Annotated in this window: 19 protein-coding genes and 1 pseudogene; 8 read left to right on the top strand and 12 right to left on the bottom strand. The window is 58.4% G+C overall.

Annotated elements, in window-relative coordinates; genetic code table 11:
• Positions 1-546 precede the first annotated feature (546 nt).
• Together DK870_RS26405 and dkgB are read left to right on the top strand one after the other, a co-directional pair.
• The gene (locus DK870_RS26405) at positions 547-1,626 is read left to right on the top strand and encodes a 3-deoxy-7-phosphoheptulonate synthase (RefSeq protein ID WP_161550155.1); all 1,080 of its coding nucleotides are present in this window, start codon (positions 547-549) and stop codon (positions 1,624-1,626) included.
• Positions 1,627-1,795: 169 nt separating this feature from the next.
• Positions 1,796-2,614: a 2,5-didehydrogluconate reductase DkgB gene (gene dkgB / locus DK870_RS26400; protein WP_060756425.1), complete on the top strand. Its 819-nt coding sequence runs from the start codon at positions 1,796-1,798 to the stop codon at positions 2,612-2,614.
• On the opposite strand, the gene DK870_RS26395 is transcribed toward dkgB, so the two are convergent.
• The 6 genes from DK870_RS26395 to DK870_RS26370 all read right to left on the bottom strand — a co-directional run bounded on the left by DK870_RS26395 (position 2,611) and on the right by DK870_RS26370 (position 9,864).
• A complete protein-coding gene (locus tag DK870_RS26395; protein ID WP_060756426.1) occupies positions 2,611-3,033 on the bottom strand; it encodes a hypothetical protein in 423 nt (140 codons plus the stop codon). The two genes, dkgB and DK870_RS26395, sit on opposite strands and share 4 nt — an antisense overlap.
• Positions 3,034-3,167: 134 nt before the next feature.
• Positions 3,168-6,782, bottom strand: coding sequence for a transporter substrate-binding domain-containing protein (locus DK870_RS26390; protein WP_060756427.1), 3,615 nt, complete (start codon positions 6,780-6,782; stop codon positions 3,168-3,170).
• A gap of 1 nt (position 6,783) precedes the next feature.
• Positions 6,784-7,410: a response regulator transcription factor gene (locus tag DK870_RS26385; protein WP_060756428.1), complete on the bottom strand. Its 627-nt coding sequence runs from the start codon at positions 7,408-7,410 to the stop codon at positions 6,784-6,786.
• A 295-nt stretch (positions 7,411-7,705) separates the two neighbouring features.
• Positions 7,706-8,422 carry an MgtC/SapB family protein gene (locus DK870_RS26380; protein ID WP_060756430.1) on the bottom strand — a complete coding sequence of 239 codons (717 nt, stop codon included), beginning with the start codon at positions 8,420-8,422 and terminating at the stop codon, positions 7,706-7,708.
• A 485-nt stretch (positions 8,423-8,907) separates the two neighbouring features.
• The gene (locus tag DK870_RS26375; protein WP_161550154.1) at positions 8,908-9,507 is read right to left on the bottom strand and encodes a GNAT family N-acetyltransferase; all 600 of its coding nucleotides are present in this window, start codon (positions 9,505-9,507) and stop codon (positions 8,908-8,910) included.
• A gap of 12 nt (positions 9,508-9,519) precedes the next feature.
• Positions 9,520-9,864 (bottom strand): FKBP-type peptidyl-prolyl cis-trans isomerase, encoded by a 345-nt coding sequence (locus DK870_RS26370; RefSeq protein WP_104993266.1) that lies wholly within the window; start codon positions 9,862-9,864, stop codon positions 9,520-9,522.
• Between the two features lie 391 nt (positions 9,865-10,255).
• Between DK870_RS26370 and DK870_RS26365 the strand changes: the two are divergent.
• The 3 genes and pseudogenes from DK870_RS26365 to DK870_RS26355 all read left to right on the top strand — a co-directional run bounded on the left by DK870_RS26365 (position 10,256) and on the right by DK870_RS26355 (position 14,256).
• Positions 10,256-12,066 (top strand): annotated as a pseudogene (locus DK870_RS26365) (FAD-dependent oxidoreductase).
• 121 nt (positions 12,067-12,187) lie between these two features.
• Positions 12,188-13,075, top strand: coding sequence for a nitrilase family protein (locus tag DK870_RS26360; RefSeq protein ID WP_090372049.1), 888 nt, complete (start codon positions 12,188-12,190; stop codon positions 13,073-13,075).
• 14 nt (positions 13,076-13,089) lie between these two features.
• Complete coding sequence (locus tag DK870_RS26355) at positions 13,090-14,256, top strand: hypothetical protein (RefSeq protein ID WP_178126909.1); 1,167 nt, start codon at positions 13,090-13,092, stop codon at positions 14,254-14,256.
• Between the two features lie 61 nt (positions 14,257-14,317).
• Here DK870_RS26355 and DK870_RS26350 read toward each other — a convergent pair whose 3' ends face one another.
• Positions 14,318-14,938, bottom strand: a complete 621-nt coding sequence (locus tag DK870_RS26350) for a hypothetical protein (protein WP_060756436.1) — start codon at positions 14,936-14,938, stop codon at positions 14,318-14,320.
• A gap of 78 nt (positions 14,939-15,016) precedes the next feature.
• A complete protein-coding gene (locus tag DK870_RS26345) occupies positions 15,017-15,985 on the bottom strand; it encodes a hypothetical protein (RefSeq protein WP_161550153.1) in 969 nt (322 codons plus the stop codon).
• A 175-nt stretch (positions 15,986-16,160) separates the two neighbouring features.
• Between DK870_RS26345 and DK870_RS26340 the strand changes: the two genes are divergently transcribed.
• Both DK870_RS26340 and DK870_RS26335 read left to right on the top strand, forming a co-directional pair.
• Positions 16,161-17,657: a PAS domain S-box protein gene (locus tag DK870_RS26340; RefSeq protein ID WP_161550152.1), complete on the top strand. Its 1,497-nt coding sequence runs from the start codon at positions 16,161-16,163 to the stop codon at positions 17,655-17,657.
• 102 nt (positions 17,658-17,759) lie between these two features.
• Positions 17,760-18,032 (top strand): DUF1652 domain-containing protein, encoded by a 273-nt coding sequence (locus tag DK870_RS26335; protein ID WP_090372055.1) that lies wholly within the window; start codon positions 17,760-17,762, stop codon positions 18,030-18,032.
• On the opposite strand, the gene DK870_RS26330 is transcribed toward DK870_RS26335, so the two are convergent.
• The 4 genes from DK870_RS26330 to DK870_RS26315 form a co-directional block, all read right to left on the bottom strand.
• Positions 17,995-19,188 carry an MFS transporter gene (locus DK870_RS26330; RefSeq protein WP_161550151.1) on the bottom strand — a complete coding sequence of 398 codons (1,194 nt, stop codon included), beginning with the start codon at positions 19,186-19,188 and terminating at the stop codon, positions 17,995-17,997. The genes DK870_RS26335 and DK870_RS26330 overlap by 38 nt on opposite strands.
• 76 nt (positions 19,189-19,264) lie before the next feature.
• The gene (locus DK870_RS26325) at positions 19,265-19,573 is read right to left on the bottom strand and encodes an RcnB family protein (RefSeq protein WP_060756441.1); all 309 of its coding nucleotides are present in this window, start codon (positions 19,571-19,573) and stop codon (positions 19,265-19,267) included.
• Between the two features lie 141 nt (positions 19,574-19,714).
• Positions 19,715-20,173, bottom strand: coding sequence for a transposase (locus tag DK870_RS26320; protein ID WP_126870574.1), 459 nt, complete (start codon positions 20,171-20,173; stop codon positions 19,715-19,717).
• 226 nt (positions 20,174-20,399) lie between these two features.
• Complete coding sequence (locus DK870_RS26315; RefSeq protein ID WP_256679924.1) at positions 20,400-20,768, bottom strand: DUF4440 domain-containing protein; 369 nt, start codon at positions 20,766-20,768, stop codon at positions 20,400-20,402.
• Positions 20,769-20,814: 46 nt separating this feature from the next.
• Here DK870_RS26315 and DK870_RS26310 point away from each other — a divergent pair, with 46 nt between their 5' ends.
• A complete protein-coding gene (locus DK870_RS26310) occupies positions 20,815-21,372 on the top strand; it encodes a helix-turn-helix domain-containing protein (protein ID WP_161550150.1) in 558 nt (185 codons plus the stop codon).
• Positions 21,373-21,377: the final 5 nt, after the last annotated feature.

Here is a 21,377-nt window from a genome sequence, read left to right as displayed (position 1 = left end):
AGTCCTCTCAGGCAATAGAAATTACTGATTGAATCCACCCGTGCGCCTCTAGTAAGCTCCTTCCATCTTTCGGAGACACACCATGTTGCAACTCACCCACACTCAGGTTTGCACTGCTTCCAGCGCCCAGCGCTCGGTATCGGCTACCCGTGTGAGCGGTTCGAGCGCAGCTGTAAGCTTTTATTTTGGGTATTGGTTTAGCCACTGGCGCGCCTGATACCTGAAATCGGCGCCCACTACTCAAGGGGTCGCCTACCAGAGAAATCTAAACCCCCGGTCGGCTCCCCGATCGGGGGTTTTGTTTTTTCAGGCCCCACTTATTTTCGGAACACTCAAGGAAATCACCACATGAACTACGCCACCTATTACTACGACACCTGCACTGCCTGGCGATTTAGCAAGCTCCGTTCGGGACAGCCTGCCGCCTCCGATCGGTCACCTATTGGTGGCAAGCCAACACACGCACCCAATACGGCCAATTGTCGAACACCCCAGTAGGGCAGAGCGCGCGGGAACAACCCGCCGCTTGCCCAGGAAGCCTTGAATATGAACTCCTCCGTCGCCGCTCTGCCCGTTTCGAACCTGAACAGCGCCAATGAAGCCCTGACTCAGCGTCTGCCCAGTTCCCTGGATTTAAAGCACCAGCTGCCTCTCAGCCCGTTCCTCGTTGAACAGATCCACGCCCATCGCCAGGCCGTGCGCGCCATTCTCAATGGCGAAGATTCACGCTTGCTGGTGATTGTCGGCCCGTGTTCGATCCACGACCCGGAATCGGCCATGGAGTACGCACGCAATCTGCAAAAGCTCGCCCGGGACGTCAGCGACCAGATGCTGCTGGTGATCCGCGCCTACGTCGAAAAACCGCGCACCACCATCGGCTGGAAAGGCCTGGCCTACGACCCACACCTGGACGGCAGCGATGACATGGCCACCGGCCTCAGCCTGTCCCGCGAACTGATGCGCGAAATGCTGCGCCTGGGCCTGCCGGTCGCTACCGAACTGCTGCAACCCATGGCTGCGGGCTACTTCGATGACCTGCTCAGTTGGGTCGCCATCGGTGCACGTACCACTGAATCGCAGATCCACCGCGAAATGGCCAGCGGCCTGGGTATGCCCGTGGGCTTCAAGAACGGCACCGACGGCGGCGTCGCGATTGCCTGTGATGCAATGCGCTCGGCGTCTCACCCACACCGCCATTTCGGCGTCGACAGCCAGGGCCATCCGGCGATCATCCAGACCCCCGGCAACCCCGACACGCACCTGGTGCTGCGCGGCGGTCATCGTGGGCCGAACTACGATGCGCAAAGCGTGGCGCAGGTGAAGCACGACTTGGCCAAATCCAAGGTGGCGGCGCGGATCATGGTTGACTGCAGCCATGCCAACAGCGGTAAAGACCCGCTGCGTCAACCCGCCGTATTCAACGACGTGCTGGAGCAGCGCTTGCAGGGCGATACCTCGCTGATCGGCATGATGCTTGAGAGCCATTTGTTCGAAGGCTGCCAACCGCTGAGCCCGGCCATGAAATACGGTGTGTCGGTGACGGATGGTTGCCTGGGTTGGGACGGCACCGAGCCGTTGTTGCGCAGCGCCGCCGAACGTCTGCGCCTGCATCGCAACGCCAGCTGACGCCTGCAGGAGCGAGCAAGTCTCAGCCCCCTTTCACTCCCCCTGGACTCGGGCTGAGGCTGCGATTCGTGATTTGCAGTCAAGAGTCCTTTTCGGAGCAGGCGGTTTTTCCGAAGGAACGACGGGCGGATACTCGGCTTCGTTGTTTATCGCCCTTCAGGAGTTACCGATGTCTATTCCCCAACAACCTGTTCCGGCCTTCGGCCTCGGCACTTTCCGCCTGCAAGGCCAAGTGGTCATCGACTCCGTCAGCACCGGCCTGGAACTGGGTTACCGCGTCATCGATACCGCGCAGATCTACGAGAACGAAGCACAAGTCGGCCAAGCCATCGCCGACAGTGGTGTGCCGCGTGATGAGCTGTTCATCACCAGCAAGATCTGGATCGCCAACTTCGCCGAAGGCCAGTTGATTCCAAGCCTCAAGGAAAGCCTGCGCAAACTGCAGACCGACTATCTGGACCTGACCCTGATTCATTGGCCATCGCCGGAAGACCAGGTGCCCGTCGCCCAATTCATGGAGCAGTTGCTGGAAGCCAAGCGCCTGGGCCTGACACGCCAGATCGGCATTTCCAACTTCACCATCGACCTGATGAAGCAGGCCATTGCCGCAGTGGGCGCAGAGAACATCGCGACCAACCAGATCGAACTCCACCCTTACCTGCAAAACCGCAAGGTGGTGGACTTCGCCACCGCCCATGGCATTCAGATCACCTCGTACATGACCCTGGCCTACGGCGAAGTGTTGAACGACCCGGTAATCCAACAGATTGCCGAACGCCATCAGGCCACCCCGGCGCAAGTCACCCTGGCCTGGGCTATGCAGCTGGGCTACGCGGTGATCCCGTCGTCGACCAAGCGGGCCAACCTGGCAAGCAACCTCAAGGCCCTGCAACTGACCTTGAGCCCGGCCGATATGGCGCAGATTGCCGGCCTCGAACGTGGCCACCGCTTGACCAGCCCCAAGGGCATCGCACCGAAGTGGGACTAAACCCCGGCCACGGGGCGGCGGGATAACTCCCGCAGCCATGGCAACACCCGCAGCCCCTGGGGGGACGCGGGTGGATCGATGATGTCCATGAAGTGTTCAAGATTGACGTTGTCCGGCACACCCGGCAGGCGTACCAGCACCGTCGGCGTTGCACCGGCGAGCGCTCCCATGTCGAGCTGGTCGTAGACCAGCACATGGCGCACCTGTGGGTTTGGCCCGTCAGCACAGGCCGCCAGCCCCGCATTGATGATCAGCACATCGAAGGGCTCGGCCGGGATGGCCGTCAGGATCTGGACCTCTTCGAAGGTTTGCACCGGCACAATCCGGTGATACCCCAACTGGTTGAGCATTTTTTCGATGTACAGCCGTTGCAGGTGCTGTTCATCGGCAATCAGGATAGTCAGTGCTTTGTTCGGCATGGCAAGCCCCTGGGCTGGCAGTACTCGTCAGTGAGTGCCGACCATTTTCCAGACATACCTCGACGACAAAATCAGGCATGTTCCCCCTTCGCGTAGGAGTTCTCCCAAATCCACCGAATGGCCATCAACTGCGGTCAAGGCCGCTTGCAATACATGCTCAGGCCACGCTGCAAATCATCGATCGCGTCATCCAGCGCTTCAACCACTGGCCCCAACGCTTCGCGGTCGCGGCGCTCACAGACGGTCGCCAACGCTTCACACCCCTGGATCAGCGTGTGTGCCTTGACCATCCGCGCCCCACCCTTGGCACGATGGGCCAGGTCGTGCAGCCCGGCGAAATCGGCTTTGCGTTGCAGCGTCGACAACAGCGTGCGATCCGCCGCCAGACTGTCGAGCAGTGGCATCAGTAATTCTTCAAGGACATGGGGATCTCCACCCGTCAATACGGCCAAGGTGCTCAAATCGAACGCGGCCACTTCTGGTTCGCAAAGGCTGGCGGTGAGGGGAGCCAACGCGCTCCGCAGATCCTCGAGCCCCGTGGGCTTGAACAGGCACCCGTCCATGCCGGCCTGCCGGCAGCGCTCGGTTTCTTCGGGTTGCGCATTGGCGGTGAAACCCAGCAGCAGGCACGGCGTCAGGCCCTGCGCGCGCTCCTGCGCACGAATGTCCTGCGCCAACTGGTAGCCGTTCTTGAGCGGCATATTGCAGTCCGTGATAACCCCGTCGAAGTGCCCGGCCTGCCACTGCGCCAGCCCTTGAATTCCGTCTTCGGCCGTGGTGATTTGATGCCCCAGGAAATTCAACTGCCGGGCCAGCAGCAGGCGATTGGCCGGGTAGTCGTCCACCACCAGAATGCGCAGCGCCCGGGCCGACGGGGTCTGTACACCCGCCGGCAGCGCCTGGGCCGGCAATGCAGCGGCCCGCGCCAGCCTCAACGTCACATCGACTCGAGTGCCCTGCCCCAGCACACTGCTCAGGTGCAACTGCCCCCCCATCATTTCACAGAGGCTGCGGCTGATGACCAGCCCGAGGCCAGACCCGCTGCGGGCCGACTGCTCACTGTTGCCGCCCTGGACGAAAGGGTTGAACAGCCGTTGTTGATCCTGGGCACTGATACCGACGCCCGTGTCCTGCACCCACAACTGCACGCTCAAATACTCGCCTTCATCAAGCACCTGGGCACCCAGCTTGACCTGGCCCTGCGGGGTGAACTTGATCGCGTTGCTCAGCAAATTGGAGATCACCTGTTTGAAGCGCAGCGGGTCGAGCATCACGATGCGCCCCTTCAGCGGGTCCAACTCAACCTGCAGCACCAACTCCTTGACCCGTGCCAGCCCCTCGAACACACGCACCACCGAGGCCAGCAACTCATGCAGATTGGCCGGCTGCAATGCCAGTGACAAATGCCCCGACTCGATCCGCGCGATATCGAGGATATCGCCGATCAGCTCCAACATGCCACGCGAAGCCACCGAGGCCACCTCCAACGCATCACGGTCGGCCCGGCCCTGCTCGGCATTTTTCAGGGCCAGCTCGATCATGCCGATCACCGCGTTCATCGGCGTGCGGATTTCGTGGCTCATCGTCGCCAAAAACGTGGTCTTGGCCCGGTTGGCGGCGTCGGCATCATCCTTGGCCTCCTGCAATTGGCCCAGCAGCCGCTGACGCTCGCTCACATCCAGCCAGCCGGCGATCATGCCCACCACCTTCTCATCACGATCACGGTACGGCAGCATCCACTGGTAGATCGTCAGCACCTCTCCCGTGGGCACCTTGAGTATGCGGTCCTGAATCTGCGGCTCGCCGTCAGCCATCAACCGCAAGTAATCCTCATGGAAGGACCGGGCCTGCGGGGGATTGCCCGTGTCGGTTTCCACCACGGTCTTGCCGATCACGTCTTCGAGCTTGAAGCCGAACACATCCAGATAGGCGCTGTTGCAAGCCATCAAGCGCCCCTGCCGGTCACGCACATAAATCGGGTGCGGCGTACCGTCGATCAAGGCGCGCATGAAGATCATCTGATCACTCAACGCCCGCTCGGCCTGCACCCGCTTGCGGATCAAGCTGCGCAGATAAATGGCCCAGCCCAATGTGACCAGCAGCAACAGTGCCGCCAACCCGAAGCCTTGAATGATCGCGTTGCGGTGACGCAACCAGTAACTGTCCTCGATGATGATGTCGTTGCGCCAACGACCTATCAATTCATCCATTTCCTGAGGTGTGATACTCAGCAACGCCTTATCGAGGATCGAGTACAGCTCCAGCTGACTGCGATTGACGCCAAACGTGACGCGAGCCGGCTCGGAGCCAACCGTGCTGGATACCCGCAATCGGTCGCGGTAGTACCGTGCTATGAGGTAGCGCGCACTGATCAGCGAATTGACCGCGCCGTCCACTCCCCCATCGGCTACCAGCGCCATGGCTTGCTCCGGGTTCTCAACGTCGACAAATTCAACCCCCGGGAAATTCTGGGTGATCGCATCACGCAGGCCATTGCCGGGGATCAGCGCCAGGCGTTTGCCCACCATGTCTTCCAGGGTGAGCGGGCTGCGTTCGTCACTGCGAGTGACCAGCACAAAGGGATTGGTGAGATAGGGCCGACTGAACCGTATCTTCTCGGCACGCTCGACGCTGGGGGTGACCACCGCCAGCATGTCCGCCGCGCCCGTACTGACTTGATCGATCTGCTGCGGCATTGAAGTGCCCGAGACCACATCGAACTTCAAGCCGGTACGCAGGCTGATGCGCGACAACACTTCGGCGCTCAACCCTTCGAATTGCCCGTGCTCATCGAAAAACGATAATGGTACGAATTTGTCGAGCGTCGCGACCTTGACCCGCGGATGTTTCTGCAACCAGCGTTGTTCGCTGGCACTCAGGTGCAAGCGGCCGGTACCGACGATCCCGAGGTTGCCGGCGCTCCAACGACGCAGGATTTCCATCTGCTCGCTCGCCGGAATGACCGCCAGGGCGGTGTCCAGTATGGGCAGCAAGCGGGTATTTTCACGGGTGACGGCAAAGGCAAAAGGGTTGACTTCCAGGGCAGAGAAGTCGGCCATGCGCACGTTATTCAGATGGTTGTGGTTGATCAGGTAACTGGTGCTGATGGCATCGCCCAGGTACACATCGGCGTTACCAAACGCCACCGCGCCGAGGGCTTCGACGGTCGAGGGAAACAGCTCCAACCGGGCACGGGGATAGAAGGCCTGCACCGCGGCGGGCTGCATATAGTGATAGAGCATCGCCACGCGTTTGCCGGCCAGGTCGTCACTCAGCGCCTGGCTGTCACCGGTGCGGGTCACCAACGTGGGCTGATCATTGGCATAGGAACGGGACAGGCGCAACTGCGGGTCGGCCGCTTCATAACCATTGGCTGAGCCGAGGAAATCCACGCTGCCTTGTTTGAGCGCCTCAATGACCTCATCACGGGTATCGTAGCGCCGCACCTCAATGGGCATATTCAGGATCTGCCCGATCAAGGCGGCGTAATCGGCAGTGACCCCTTCAAGTTCGTCGTTGTTATTGGTCAAGTCAAAAGGCGCGTAATCCGGGGCGGACACGCCCATCACCAGGGTTCGCCGCTCGCGCAGCCAGCGCAGTTGAGCTTCATCCAGCACCACACTGGCTTGCTCCACCCGCGAATGCCCCAACAGCCGCAGCGTGCGCGGCTCATCGAGAGCGGCCGCGCACAGAGGCAACAGGCTCACCAGCCAGATCGCGGTAAACCTCAAAAACGTGGCGCGGGTCATTTCAGATCAGATGATTGCGTTGGGCAAACTTGGACAGATGCACCACCGATGACATATGCAACTTCTCTTTGAGTCGAGTCTTGTAGGTACTGACGGTCTTGTGGCTCAGCAACAGGTCTTCGGCGATATCCTTGTTGCCCAGGCCCTGGGCGAGTTTTTGCAGCACCATCAATTCGCGGTCTGACAGTGCCTCCACCATGGCCGCCTCCGTCACTTGCAAATCATCGCGACGCACCGAGCTGGTGGCGATACTGGGGAAGCAACTGTAACCGGACATGATCGCCTTGATCGCCTTTTGCAGTTCGTCCAGTTCACCGGTCTTGGCGACAAACCCCATGGCCCCGGCACGCATGCAGCGGGTGGAAAAAAACACCGCCAGGTACGACGTGAGCACCAGGATCTTGCACGGCAAGCCCAGCGACTTGATCCGGCTGATCACTTCCAGCCCACCCATCTTGGGCATTGCCAGGTCCATGATGATCAGGCTGGGACACTTCTCCCGCGCCAGTTGCATGGCATCCGCACCGTTGCCCGCCTCGTAGATCTCATCGAAACCTTCCAGCTTCAATAGATGCCTGACCGTGGCACGGATAAACGGGTGGTCTTCCGCGATTAACGCTGTGGCCATAAAACTCCCCTAAGTAGACACCCTTTCACATTACGTAGGGCCTCGGCACCTGTGAGAAATGACAGTCCCGACCAACGGTACTGCGCACATTCCAGGCAATCACCAGGCGCTGCCGGCCCCTTCAATTGAAAACACCACGAGCACGCGAAGCCGGACCAAAAGGCCCGTCAGCCGCAAGTGCGCAACCTTAACAACGTAATAACGCCCCATCTGAAAGGATAATCCTAATTGAGTGTAGGACTTTTCCGCGCACAACCCTGCCAATCCTTGGACCCGCCGGGTTTTCATAGGAGGCTCAGTCGGTGGTACTCGGGCTCCAAAAGGCCTGCACCACCAGAGTTGACATGGAAATACGCGTCACCAGCGCATCCAGTTCATCCCCATCGACCGACGTCGCGACCAGGGTTGCCTCGATTTCCACTTCCTCACTGCCGAACGGCCGCACGTCGACGTCACTGGCCGGGTAGTTGCACCGCGCCAACTCGGCTTCCAGCAACACCATCACCGCCTGTTGCTGGCTGCGCCGCGCAATCACATAGAGAATATTGGTGACCTCTGCCGACACCACATCCAACGGCTGGCGGTTGATGTTATTGACGATCGGCCGCAGCAGCGTGTTGGCCGCCAGTATAAACAGGGTGCCCAGCAGCGCTTCGAGAATCAGGTCGGCGCCGGCACAGGCCCCCACCGCCGCCGAGGCCCAGAGGGTAGCGGCGGTATTGAGCCCACGCACATTGCCCTCTTCCCGCATGATCACGCCCGCCCCCAGAAAACCGATGCCCGACACCACGTACGCAACCACGCGCACGGCGCCTTCCGCCCCCCCGAGACGGTTGGCCATGTCGACGAAAATCGCCGCCCCCACGGCGACCAGCACGTTGGTACGCAGGCCTGCCGTACGCTGACGGTACTGGCGCTCAAAACCGATCAGGCCGCCCAGAATAAACGCCGCGGTGAGGCTGACCACAGTATCCACGAGGGAGTTGAGGTTGATGTTATTGATTGCTTGCATAAGGATTCTTCCCTGCTCATTACCCGCCAGAATTACGGATGTGGAAACCCTTCACTACCGGGGCACGGCGTGTCGGCATCAACCCCATACCACAGGTGTGGCAACGGGGTGATGTCAAGGATCGAGCAGTACGCAGCGCCCATCATAAAAGGCAGGCGCACGCGTGGCATCCCGGCGTGAGCCAGGTGCTGATCAGCGTCATGAGAGGGATTCGGGCAGGTGCCAGGACTGGCCGCTGCCGGGATGCCGCTTCTCGCAATTCAAGGCGAGACAACGGCATCGCAAGAACGCGCGTTATCTTGCCAAGTAGGTGCCGGTTACCGAAACCGGCCGACAACTGTCACTCGAACAAGTACCCACTGAGGGTCTCCGCTATTGATGAAAACGCGCGAAGCTTACGCCCCGTTTGCGCGGGAGTAAACCGTAGGAAAGTATCCGCATGGTGAATGAGACAATTCTTCAGGGTAAGTTCAGGCAGGTGATTTTCAGGGCGCGCCCGGTCGATCCCTCGCCACCACCGCCAAGTAATCATCAACCTGCCCATCGGCCAGCGCCTTGATCTGTATCGACACCCGGTTCACCCGCCGCCCCATCTCGATGCCCTCGCGGGTACGCACCTGCACATAACCCAGCCTGGGCCAGAAACGCTCGGCCTTGGTATTGCCGATGACTACCGTCAGCCGAAGCCATCGGGCACCGCGCTTCGCCGCCCATGCTTCAAGGTCTTCATGCAAGCGATGAGCGAAACCGGTGCCATGCATACGCTTATCGACCAACAGCAACCCGATATGCCACACACCGGCTGCCAGCAAGTCTGCGGCGATATTCACCACGGCGACCAGTTGGTCATCACCCCCCCGGTAACCCAGCCAGTACATCCGGCTGCAGCTCCAACCTGCGGGCAGACAGCCCTGCAACTCCTCGTGCGCCTCGGTCGGCGTCGCCGGTTCGCCATTCACGGCGATGAAGTAATCCGGCGCCCGCTCAAACAGCCGTTGCAACTGGGCCTCATCGCAACTGCCCAACTCACTTACCCGAACACCCTCGATAGAGCAGTCCGGTATCGCTTGAGCATCAACGTCCATGTCCACCCTCGTTCAATCATCCCGCGTGAGCACTTCCAGCAATTCAATTTCGAAACGCAGATTGCTGTTGGGCTTGATATGCGCACCCATTGATCGCTCGCCATACGCCAGGTGCGCCGGCACGAACAACGTGCGCACACCGCCCACCTGCATGCCCATCAGGCCCTGGTCCCAGCCCTTGATCACCCGCCCCGTGCCGATCACACACTGGAACGGTTTGCCGCGCTCCCAGGACGAATCGAACACCGTGCCATCCTCCAGGGTGCCGGTGTATTGGGTGGTGATCAACGCGCCCTTGACGACGGCCTTGCCGGTGCCGGGGCGGATGTCGGTGATCTGAAGTTCGTCAGTGCTCATGGGAGGTCTCGTTGTCGGTGCAAAGGTTGGGGGTTTTCCCAGAATTGGTGGGGTTTGGCAAGTGGGCGGAACGGCCGGCTCAACGAGCGGCTCGTGACCAGGAAACCTCAAAAAGGCGCTGGGTCACGTTGGCGGTTTGCGGTTTCCCTACTAAAGAACGCGATTTTCCCCAGCCAAAAATCACTCCCTGCTTATTCTCTTGTCCCAGCGACTGAAGACAACCTATGAACAGACAATCATCTGATCAGCGAACCTCACAATGACAATAGGCTCAAGCTTCAACTATCCAGCCGACATCGCCCACAAGCATCATCGGAAAAAGCGCTCTCCCAATGATAAATGGAGAGCCAGATTCCCTAACCCGCCAGACTTGTGATTTGACTATCGCGCACTGGTAGAGCAAAAAAACGGTATCGCACAAGCCACGCAAAACCATCATAAAATCTGCATTATTGGGGCAGGCATTACAGGTTTAACAACCGCACGAGAACTACATCGGTGCGGCTTCACAAACATTACGCTCATTGAAAAGTCCAAGCGCATCGGCGGCAGGCATCTCACAGTCCTTGGGAGCAACAATAGCAATACCCTCGGCCGCCCGCCTTTTGAAATGGGCGCCATGAGAATGCCTTTTTTCAATACGTCCGATGAGCCCCCAAAAGAAGGGCGCTCACTCATGGCTTATTATGCGAGCGTATTTGAATTGGTTCATTCAGACTTCCCTAACCCAGGCAGTCCTGCCGTTCGGTCAACTGGAATATACCTACGAGAAGGGAGCATAGACGGCCACATCGAGCCCACCCTGCTTATATGGAAAAACACCGATGGAAAAACAGCACCACCGGGTGAAACCCTAGGTGCTGTCTTCGCAAAATGGAAGATTTTCGCTGAACGCATGACCCTGCATGTGTCAGAGCATTACGGCTGCGAACACTGGGATGATATGTGGGCTTCCATCGTCAAAAAATACGAAGGTATTTCATTTCGCGACCTGGTAAAAATGCCCGCTATTGATAGATGGCAGGCCAGCGATCCAGGCAATTTTGGCGGGCTGGGCATGACCGCACAGGAGTCAGCTGTTTTCTACTCTATTGGAATCGGTGATGGCAGTTGGGGAGCCTTCTATGACGTTTGCTCAATTTACCCCCTACGCACTGCGATATTTGGGTTCAGCAGCCATCTGCAATTGATCCATGGACGCGTAAGCGCAGATGGAACCCCGGTAGCCTCGCCTTATTTGGACGCTACAGAAACTGTGGACTCCAGCGGACTTCACTTTAACAAACCCAAGTACGTAGGATTAGGCGCTCTCGCAGAATCTCTCTTATTCATAAAATCAGACGAGACCCAGGAATCATTGTATGAACACCTGATGAAGAGTTCTTCCGGCTTGCTGACCAGCAGTTCAGTGACAAAACTGAAAAAACTTAAAAATGGTCAAATACGCGTTTACTATGACTGGAACGCCGCACATCCAGATGAGACGGAGAAGAAATTCATCGACGCTGACTCGGTTGTCATGACGCTCCCTTCGTGGCTGATAGAGACACAAATTCTTCTCGAAAACTTCGATCAGACAATGCTCCCATTCGAGATAGTAGCGGCCTACAAAGCCGCTCACTGGGAAACCAGTTGCAAAGTGTACGCTCCGCTTAAAAAGTCTTTTCTCTCACATAACAAAACCATTCCCCAAACCATCGTTACCGATAGCTTGGTCCACGATGTCTATACCTACCGCTACAACAAAAACAACACCTACGACTGCATACTGCTCAGCTACACATGGGAAGATGACGCTACAAAACTTTCGATATTCAGCGACAAGGAGCTTGTGAACAAGTGCATAGAGGAACTGGACAGGATCCTTTTAAAATCAAGCAATATAAAACAAAAAATATCACCTTATATCGGCCGCGAACAAGCGGTAGTCCAACGCTGGATGAATAATAAAACTCACTCGGTTGTGCAAAACTCTATCGTGCAGGCGCCTACTACGAGGCAGTGACCTTGATGAAATACAACAGAGAGTTTTCTTACACATCGGACCTTTATCTCTGCGGTGAATCCTTTTCTGTCGATGCCGGCTGGACTGAACCCTGTTTCAGAGGTGCGATTGATACGGTGATCCACATCTGCAACAAAACCCAAGCGCTTTTTTTTGGAGGTTTTAGCATTCAAAACTATCCAGCGTATAAAACGTAACTCAATCAACAGAAATAGACTACTACGCAGTAGGAACCATCCGACTTTCATTTAAACAAGTTGTCACCTCTTATAAACGCCCAACCATTTCCTGGTTGTATAACAATAAGAGGTCATCTTCATGAGCGAACCAATAAGCCCCGCCCGCGTAGCGGTCATCCAGCTTGACCCTCAAGTCGGTATCGACAACCGCGCCAACAACCTGCACCAAAGTCTTGCATTGGCAACCGAAGCCGTGAACGGCGGCGCCAACTTGATCGTACTGCCCGAACTTTCCAATTGTGGGTACTTCTTCAGCAGTCGCCAGGATGCCTTTGATCATGCCGAAACGGTACCGGACGGCGCCAGTGTACGGGCGTGGATTGATTTTGCCTGCAGGCACCAGGTGTATCTGGTTGCGGGCTTGAGCGAAATTGACGACACGCGTTTGTTCAATACAGCCGTCCTGTTAGGGCCCGACGGGTTTATCGGAAAATATCGCAAAGCTCATTTGTGGAACCTTGAAAAGCTCTGGTTTTCCCCCGGAGATACAGGTTTTCCGGTGTTTGAAACGCCCATCGGCCGCATCGGTTTGCTGATCTGCTGGGACATCTGGTTTCCAGAAGTACCGCGCATTCTCAGCCAGCAAGGCGCCGATATCATTTGCAGTCTGAATAATTGGGTTTGGACACCACCGCCATTATTCGACGACGCAGGCAAATGCATGGCCTCGTACCTGACGATGACCGCGGCCCATGTGAACAACGTATTTATCGCGGCTGCCAGCCGCATTGGTGAAGAGCGCGATGCCCGTTATCTCGGTTGCTCGCTGATTGCAGGAACCAATGGCTGGCCTATCGGCGCTGTCGCTTCGCCCAATCGCCAGGAAATCCTGTTCGCAGACATCGATATCACCAGTGCCCGAAGCGCGCCAATCTGGAACAGCCTCAATGACCTGCAACGCGACCGACGCACTGACCTCTACGATCAAATGCTCGGGTATTGCCAACACCCTGCCCTGCCACGCTGATCGGAGGGGCACCCATGGAAACGTTATTTACCAAGGCAACACTCGTCCGATCGAGAGCCGATACCACGGTCTTCATCCTGGGTTTGATAAGCGTATTGCTGGTGTTCTGGGTCACCCTGAGTCATCAAGGGTCTTGGCCGGGCTATGCCGAAATGACCGAAAGCCTGCCCCATCCCGCTGCCTGGCTGCGCTGGATACTCGGGGACATCAGTGAAGTTGCCTTCTACAAGCACGAGCTTGCTTCGCTCGGTTTGCTGGGTGGCGCCTACCTGGCTTGGTGGGCAAGCAAGCGCGGGAAAACCTGGCAAGGTTTTTCCATTTCCTATGGTACTGGGCTATGGCCTTGGCTAGTCACCAGCTCACTGCTGGGGCTACTGCTGAGCAACTTGTTATGGGGGTGGAGCGTCAGTTCCGAGACATGGCAACCGACGTTTGCAGCCTTCGTCTCATTGCCGGCGGCGATGGTGCTGATGTTCGGTAGAGGCTGGAAGGTTACGTTCAATGGTGCGTTATCAGGGGCACTGCTGGTTACGCCGATGTGTCTCTTGATCGTGAACTTTGTATGCACGCCACTGGGCTTACCGGTGGTGATCGGCAATGTGCTGGGCATGGCGACTGGGAGTGTCATCGCGTTCCTGCTTTGCCATCGTCTGCCTGCACTGGTGCGGTCGGACTACATCGCGCCCATCAGACCCATGCCGGCCAAGCCACCCACCTATGGCGTAGTGTGGAGCCTGCGCCGGGTGTTGGCGGACTTCTCTGAAGCCCCCTTTTTCGGAAATGAGCTGGCCAGCCTTGGGCTGCTGGCCGGGGTGCTACTGGCATACGCCCTTAACCCGCTCAGTCCGGCTTATGGGTCGGGCCTGGTGTTGCACATGATCGGCGCGCAGGCCCTGACATCCGCGCTGGGTGTGGTGATCTGGCGGCAACAATGGATCAAACGGGGCTGGTATCCAACCTACGTTCCGCTGGTATCGGTGGTGCCTGCGGCAGTATTGGCACACGGTGGCAGTTGGACGGTGATCGGCTCAAGTGCCTTACTGGGCGCACTGATTGCACCGCCACTGGCCTGCGCAATGGCTGGGCGAATGCCCCCGCACTTTCATCCGTATATCGGCAATGTAATAGCGATGGCGCTAAGCACGCTGCTGGTGGTGCCGCTGGTGGGCTGGTTAGCCTGAGTCACTGAGGTTTTCCCACGCTGTACATTGAACAGCGTGGGAGCAGCCAAACATTTCGACCTCACAACCACCGCCAAAACCGACTCCAGAACCCCCGCCCCAAATCATCCTTGCACCCGGCATATTGCGCCGCATACATCTGCGAGCGTGCCTGCACCTTGCTCGCCACCGGTGGCAGCCAGGCTTTGGCGGCGTAGGTGCGTTGGCGGTAGCCGCCCCACCCTTCGTGGTAGTTCAGGTATTGGCCATAGGCGTCGTATTTGTAGACGCCATTGATGGTGTAGGTCTTGTCCATGTACCAGCCGACAAAGTCGATCGCGTCGTCGAAGTCCTGGCGGCTGGCGCCGCTGCGGCCGGTGCTTTTGCGGTAATCGTTCCACACCTCATCTTTGGCCTGCGCGTAGCCGGCGGCCGTGGAGACGCGGCCCCAGGGGATGATCCAGAGCAGATATTTACGCGGGGCCAAGGCGTCCTGCCGGAAGCCGGACTCCTGGTACATGATGGCGAACGGTACCTGGATCGGCACGCCCCAGCGCTTTTGCGTGACTTTGGCGGCGTCGTACCAGTCGTCCTTTTCGCGGAAGATGCCGCAGATATCATTGGGTGTGCGTGGCGGCGAGGTGCCGCAGGCCGCCAGCAGTGAGGTGAGTAACAACAGTCCGACGGCTTTGCCTGCGCTCAAGGGGCACCTTTGTGTGATACGCGTAAAAAGCCGGCATTTTACGCGTTCAGCGAAGCGGCGTCCTTGCCGCAAACAGCTTTACGCCAAAGGTACGCGACGCGTTGTCAGTGCCAGGCGTCCTACCAGGAAACTCAAGGCAGCACCCAGCAACAGCATCGCCAAGGTGCTCCACGCTGCGCGGGACACTTGCTTGGCCGCCACTTCACCGGCCTCACGAGCCTTTTGCTCGGCCTGTTGCTTGAGCTCATCGACCTTCTGCACGGCTTGTTGATACGCCTGAGCATAATTGTCGACGATCTGGGTGGCCTCAGCCTTGCTCTTGCCGGTACGGGCCGCAACGATGTTGATCAGCGCGTCTTTATCCGCAGCATTCAAGGCAGGCTCGCCGGAAGCTTTGACCCGATCGAACCACTGCTTCAACGCATCGCCGGCCTGGGTCGGGTCCGTAGCGGCAGCCGTCGCCGATTGCTTGCCGTCGGCCGTCGCCTGATCGGCTTTCTGCTCAACGTTGGCCGGGTCCAGTTCAGGTTTACCGCTTTGCTTGAGCAAAGTGTCGAGCTGACTTTGCAGGCTGTTCCAATCCAGGTGGATGCCCTGCTCGTCCAGTTGCTGCTTGACGCTATCACTGATACCCGGCGCCACAGCAGCGATGCCACTGCCGGCAGCGGACAGGCCCTTGCCCACCACATTGCCCGCCGTACCCACAACGCCGGAGGCCAATGCCGCCAACAGCCAAGTGGTGAACAAGGTGGTCAAGGTCCAGGTCAGCACGCCGTGCAAGCCACCGCGATCCGGTGCGGTACGCCCCGCCACAAACGCGCCAGCGGCAATTGCCAGCAGCGTGGAGACAAACAACCAGATACCTGCGCCCGTACCAAAACCCCGCAACGGGTTACCCGCCTCCATCGGGTCGATGGCACTGGCGCCGATGGCGGTGCCCAACACACTGAGCACCAGGTAACTCACCAGGGCAATTGCACTACCGGCCAGCACAGAGCTCCAGGACACGCGAAATGCAGAACGATGGGTTTCATAGACAGTGGTCATGTTCGATCCTTTGACAGTGATTGACCGTTTCAGTCTGGCGAGCGCGCTGTCCGGCGTCCTCGTTCAAATGCACCATGCCACCTGGTGCATTCGCACCCCCGCATGGGGAATTGCTCTGCACTATCCTGATGCCCGGATGTCGTACTTCCATGCGCCCAAAACCCAAGGAGATTCTATGACCCGGGACGTTCTTGCCAAAGAAACCAACCGTCGCCAACTGCAGCAGATCATTTCCGGGTTGTCCGACGGTGTGATTCTGGCCGAAGTCGACCAGACCATTCTCTGGGCCAACGAAGCCGCACTGCGCATGCACGGTGTGGAGTCAGTCGTAGCATTGGGCGCCAACACGCAGGAGTACGCGCAGCGCTTCGCCCTGCGTTATCGCAACAACCACCCGGTGCAACTGGAAAACTACCCCCTCGCTCGTGCAGCGGCGGGCGAAGAGTTCAGCGATGTGATGGTCGAAGTCACCCCCTGCGCAGAGGAGGAGAAAACCTGGGTACACCGCCTGCGCAGCCTGGTCATCACCGACTCACACGATGAACCCGAACTGCTGGTGCTGATCCTCAGCGACGCCACCGAATGGGCCAGCGCCGAGCAGCGCTTCGAAAAAACCTTCAATGCCAACCCGGCACCGGCGGTGATCTGCCGCTTGAGCGACCTGCGCTACATCAAGGTCAACCAGGGCTTTTTGGAGATGACCGGCTACAACCGCGATCAGGTCATCGGCAAATCCGTCTATGAACTGGACGTACTGGAGCAGGCCGAGCGCAAGGACCTGGCCATCCAGCGTCTGGGTGAAGGCTCGACCATCCCGCAGATGCAGGCCGAATTGCGGCTGCCTGAAGGGGGTAGCAAACTGGTGATCGTCGCCGGCCAGCCGCTGGACATGAACGAAGAAGACTGCATGCTCTTTTCGTTCATGGACCTGGAGCCACGACGCAAGGCGGAAATTGCCTTGCGCCAGAGTGAAGAGCGCTTCGCCAAGTCGTTCCGACTGACGCCCGTACCCACCCTGATGTGCAGCGCGGACAACCGCCAGGTCGTGGATATCAATGAAGCCTTCATGGATATCACCGGCTATACCAGTGAGGAATTGATTGGCAAAGCCATTGAGGAAATCGACTTTATCGACAACCCTCAAGCGAGTGAGCAACTGTTTGCCAACCTGGAAAAAGCCGGTCGGCTGGAAGGCCAGGACATCAGGGTGCGCAAGAAAGGCAATGAAGTGATCGACTGCGTGGCCTCCGCCGACACCGTGATCATCCAGGACGTGCCCTGCTACCTGCTGGTGCTGATGAACATCACCGAACGCAAACGCACCGAGCTTGAACTCGTCGCGGCGATCGAGGAAGTGATGCAGGACGCGTCCTGGTTCAGCCAGACCCTGATCGAGAAACTTGCGAACGCCAAGAGTGTCAAGAGCCCCAATTCGCCGAACGTGGCCTTTACCGACCTCACCGCTCGAGAGCGCGATGTGCTGGGTTTGATTTGCGAGGGGCTGGCCGACAAGGAGATCGCCTCACGCCTGAAACTGGCGCCCAATACCGTGCGTAACCATGTCGCCACGGTGTATTCCAAACTGGGGGTGCACAGCCGCAGTGGAGCCATCGTCTGGGCCCGTGAACGCGGGCTGTTCGCCGGTGAATTGCGCCTGAAAAACAAGCCATGAAAGTGCAAATGCACTAGTGCGACTAGTGCGAACTCACCTTATTGCGGTCCAGGCTAAGCCATAACCTTCAAGGCATCGTATTGATGCCATGAAGGAACCCGCATGTTTACCGTCTCTCAATTGCGAAACTGCATCGAAGAAGGCCTGTCGCCACTGACCTGCGAATTCACCCTGTGCCGGGACGCATCCCTGACTCTCAAGGTCTTCGACGCCGCAACGGGCCGGGTCGACCTGGTGGTCACCGGGATCAGCACCAACCGACTGCAGACCCCGCAAGAAGTCGCCAAGATGGTCGAAGAGCTGCGCTACGAGCTGGAAAGCAACAACGTGGGCAAGCTTACGCTGGATGATTTGCCTTCAACGACGCCCCAATGAAATAGAACACTCCACCGCCGACAATGAACGCCCCCAGCATGTAGAACAGGGTGTGGGCCGGCAGGTTGGCCAATACCAGCCCGCACAGCACCGGCCCCAGCGCGGCGCCCAGGTTGGACAGGTTCTGCGCCCCGTAATACATGCCACGCAAGTGGTCCGGGGCGATCCGGTCGATAAACATGTACTCGGCCGGGAACACGATGATTTCCCCCACGGTAAATACCGCCATCGCCACTACCCACCACACCACGCTGGTGGCCAGCGCAAAGCCGATCAAGCCCAACATGAACATGCCCAAGCCGGCGACCAGCCACTGGCCCAGGTAGCGGTGCGAGATGCGCCGGCCGATCACGTACTGCAAGGCGATAACCCCCACGGCATTGGTGGTGAGCACGGCGCTGATCACGGTGTAGGTGTATTGCGCCGTCGTGGTGGTGACCAGGTACTGCGACAGCCAGGCGGTGAATTGGCCGAACACAACGGCGCTGAGTACGCCGCCCAGGGTAAAGCACACCAGGCGATGATCTCGCAGCAGCACACGGCCTACGGCCATGAACGGCACGGGTTTTTGCGTGGCATCGACGCTGGTCAGCGTGCGATCGCCCCAGCGCCAGTACAGCAGGAAAAACCCGACGCCCAACAGCGCCGACAGCAGAAACGGCAGGCTGATATCCAGCTTGGCCACTACCGCCCCGAACGCCGGCCCGATCGCATAACCGATATTGGTCAGGGTGTACTTGATGGAAAACACTTCACTGCGCGCGTCTTCCGGCAACAGGCTGGCGAAGCCGGCTTTCACCGCAATATCGATCACGGCGTAGGCCAGGTTGATCAGGATCAGGCAGCTGTAGAACGCCCAGATATTCCCCACGAGCACCGTGCCGATAAAGCCCAGTACAAACAGCGCGCTCAAGCCGAGCAGCAGGCGATAACTGTTGATGCGGTCGACCAGAAAGCCGCCGTAGACACTGAGCAGCGAGCCGACAATCAACGAACTGCCGATCACCAGGCCAACCTGGGAGATATCGAGGCCAAAGCGGCTGGTGAGGTAAATGACCAGGTAGGGAAAGGTGATTGCCTTGGCCAACGTCAGCATCAATGTGGCGGACAGCAACAGGTTAACCGTGCGGGGGTAGTTTCTTATTGTGGCAAGCATCCTGCTCTCTTTCTTTGAAGGTAACGCGGTCCGTCGGGCCGGTTACCTTAACGCAAGAGCAGGGTGTTACGGGAGGTCATTTTTTAACGGGCGTGATCTCGAGAATGGTGCCGTTGGTGGTCTTGAGCAACACGAATTTATCGCCGACCCGCGCCCACTGGCTGTCGGCTTCAGGCTGCTTGAGACCGTGCTTTTTCCAGTTGCTGATCGCCGATTCCTTGCGCATCAGGATATCCGGGGCACGGTCGCCTTCCTTCAAGTCACGGGCGTTGATGCTTGAAGGTTGCACGGTTTCCTGCGGAGTATCATTGGCTTGCACGACGAAGCTGGCAGTGGACAGGCCGGCAGTGAGCAGCAGGCAGGCAACGAGGGCTTTGGACTTCATGGGTACTCCTTCAATGAATGATGCGTACCCAGGTTACGACCGCCTACCGGTCTGAACATTCAACCGGCAATCGGCGATAAATGGATCAGGGCAGCTTCGCTGCCCAGCGGGAGCAAGCTCCCTCGCCACAAAGGCATGCCGTCATAACCAAGCGGCGTCCCAAAGGGAGTAGTCGCCTATATGCTTGACCAGGCCGGCTCGCAGAGGGTTGGCAATGACATAACGAGCCATTCGGATAAGATCTTCTTCTGCGCGGACCGCGCGATCATGGTATCCACTCTGCCAGAAAGCACCTTGCGTATGACAAGCACGATTAATGGTCAATGTGCTTCTCGACTTCACACGTCTCATCACCTCGGGCAACGCTGCCCTCCTCAGTTCAAATAGCCAATGAAAATGGTCCGGCATGATGACCCATGCCAGTGAATCAACAAGATTGAGGTCATGAGCTTGCTTGAGTTCGGCAACCAGTAGTCGCCCCAAGCGAAGGCTGGTAAATACCGGGCGGCGCTGATAAACCACAGAGGTGACCAAGTAGGCACGACCAGACTCTGAATAACGACCACGTCGTAACAGATGAGAATTGGGTTTTTGAAGCAATCCTGCGCTCCTGGATTAAATGGGTGCCTCATTCAACCTAGCAGGCACCCAGCCTCACCTTGCTGAATACAGTTTCCCAATATTTCCCCTGTGGCGAGGGAGCTTGCTCCCGCTGGGCTGCGCAGCAGCCCCAAAAAGCCCGAACTCAAACTGCCTGGACGAACACAATAAATAGATGAGGGCAGCTTCGCTGCCCAGCGCAAGCAAGCGCCCTCGCCACAGAGTGCTATAGGGCCGCAGCGGGTGTGCCCTGATGAAACACCATCCGCCACTGCCCTTCCTCCTCCCGCCACACCGAACTGCGCAGCGAATCGTCCGCGCCTTCCCGGTGGCAGCGATAAGTCACCAGCGCAACGCCCTTGCTCAGCAGGTTGAGCGCAAACTCAGTCATCCGGCGTTCGCAAAACACTTCATCCTGCAACCCGGCAATCACCTGAGCCTTGCTACCCCACACATGGCCGCTGGCACCAAACTCAACGAAATCATCCGCCAGCAACTGCGACAGCCGCGCCGCATTCAAACGGGTGGCACCGCCTTGCAGCTCCCGCTCCAACTGGAACAAAAGCGCTTCCAACGTCGTCCTCATTGCTCGCATGAAATAAATCCTGTAATTTTTCATGAAATTATTCGACATAAATTTCATGAACCAACAAGAAGAACTTGCCGTCCTGGCCACCCTCATCCACGACCTGCGCAAGCACAAGAAACTTACCCTGGCCCAACTCGCGCAAAAAATCGAGCGTTCGGTGGGTTTTCTGTCCCAGGTCGAACGTGGCCTGTCGCGACCGACCGTGGCTGACCTGACCGCCATCAGCCACGCCCTCGACGTGCCCACCACTTACTTCTACAGCCTGCCCAAACCCAAGGCGGTGGATTGGGTCACCCGGCCCAACGAGCGGCGCACGGTGTATTACGCCAATGGCATCACCGACATTCTGGTTTCGCCCAGCATGAACGGCGCCTTCTCGATGCTCGACAGCCTGCTGGCACCCGGTGCCAACAGCGGCGAACAAACCATGAGCGACCGCGCCGAGCAGGCCGGCTTCGTGCTGGAGGGTGAATTGACGCTGTGGGTGGAGGGCGAAGCCGAGTCGGTCACCCTGGGCCCCGGCGACAGCTTCCACCTGGCCAGTTTCGCCCACTGTCGCTACGCCAACCTGACCGATCTGCCCGCCCGCGTACTGTGGGTTTACAACTAGGAGCT

The sequence above is a fragment of the Pseudomonas sp. Q1 genome (assembly GCF_009935975.1).
In the GTDB taxonomy this organism is placed as follows: domain Bacteria; phylum Pseudomonadota; class Gammaproteobacteria; order Pseudomonadales; family Pseudomonadaceae; genus Aquipseudomonas; species Aquipseudomonas palleroniana.
This window is presented reverse-complemented; position numbering and strand designations above follow the sequence as displayed.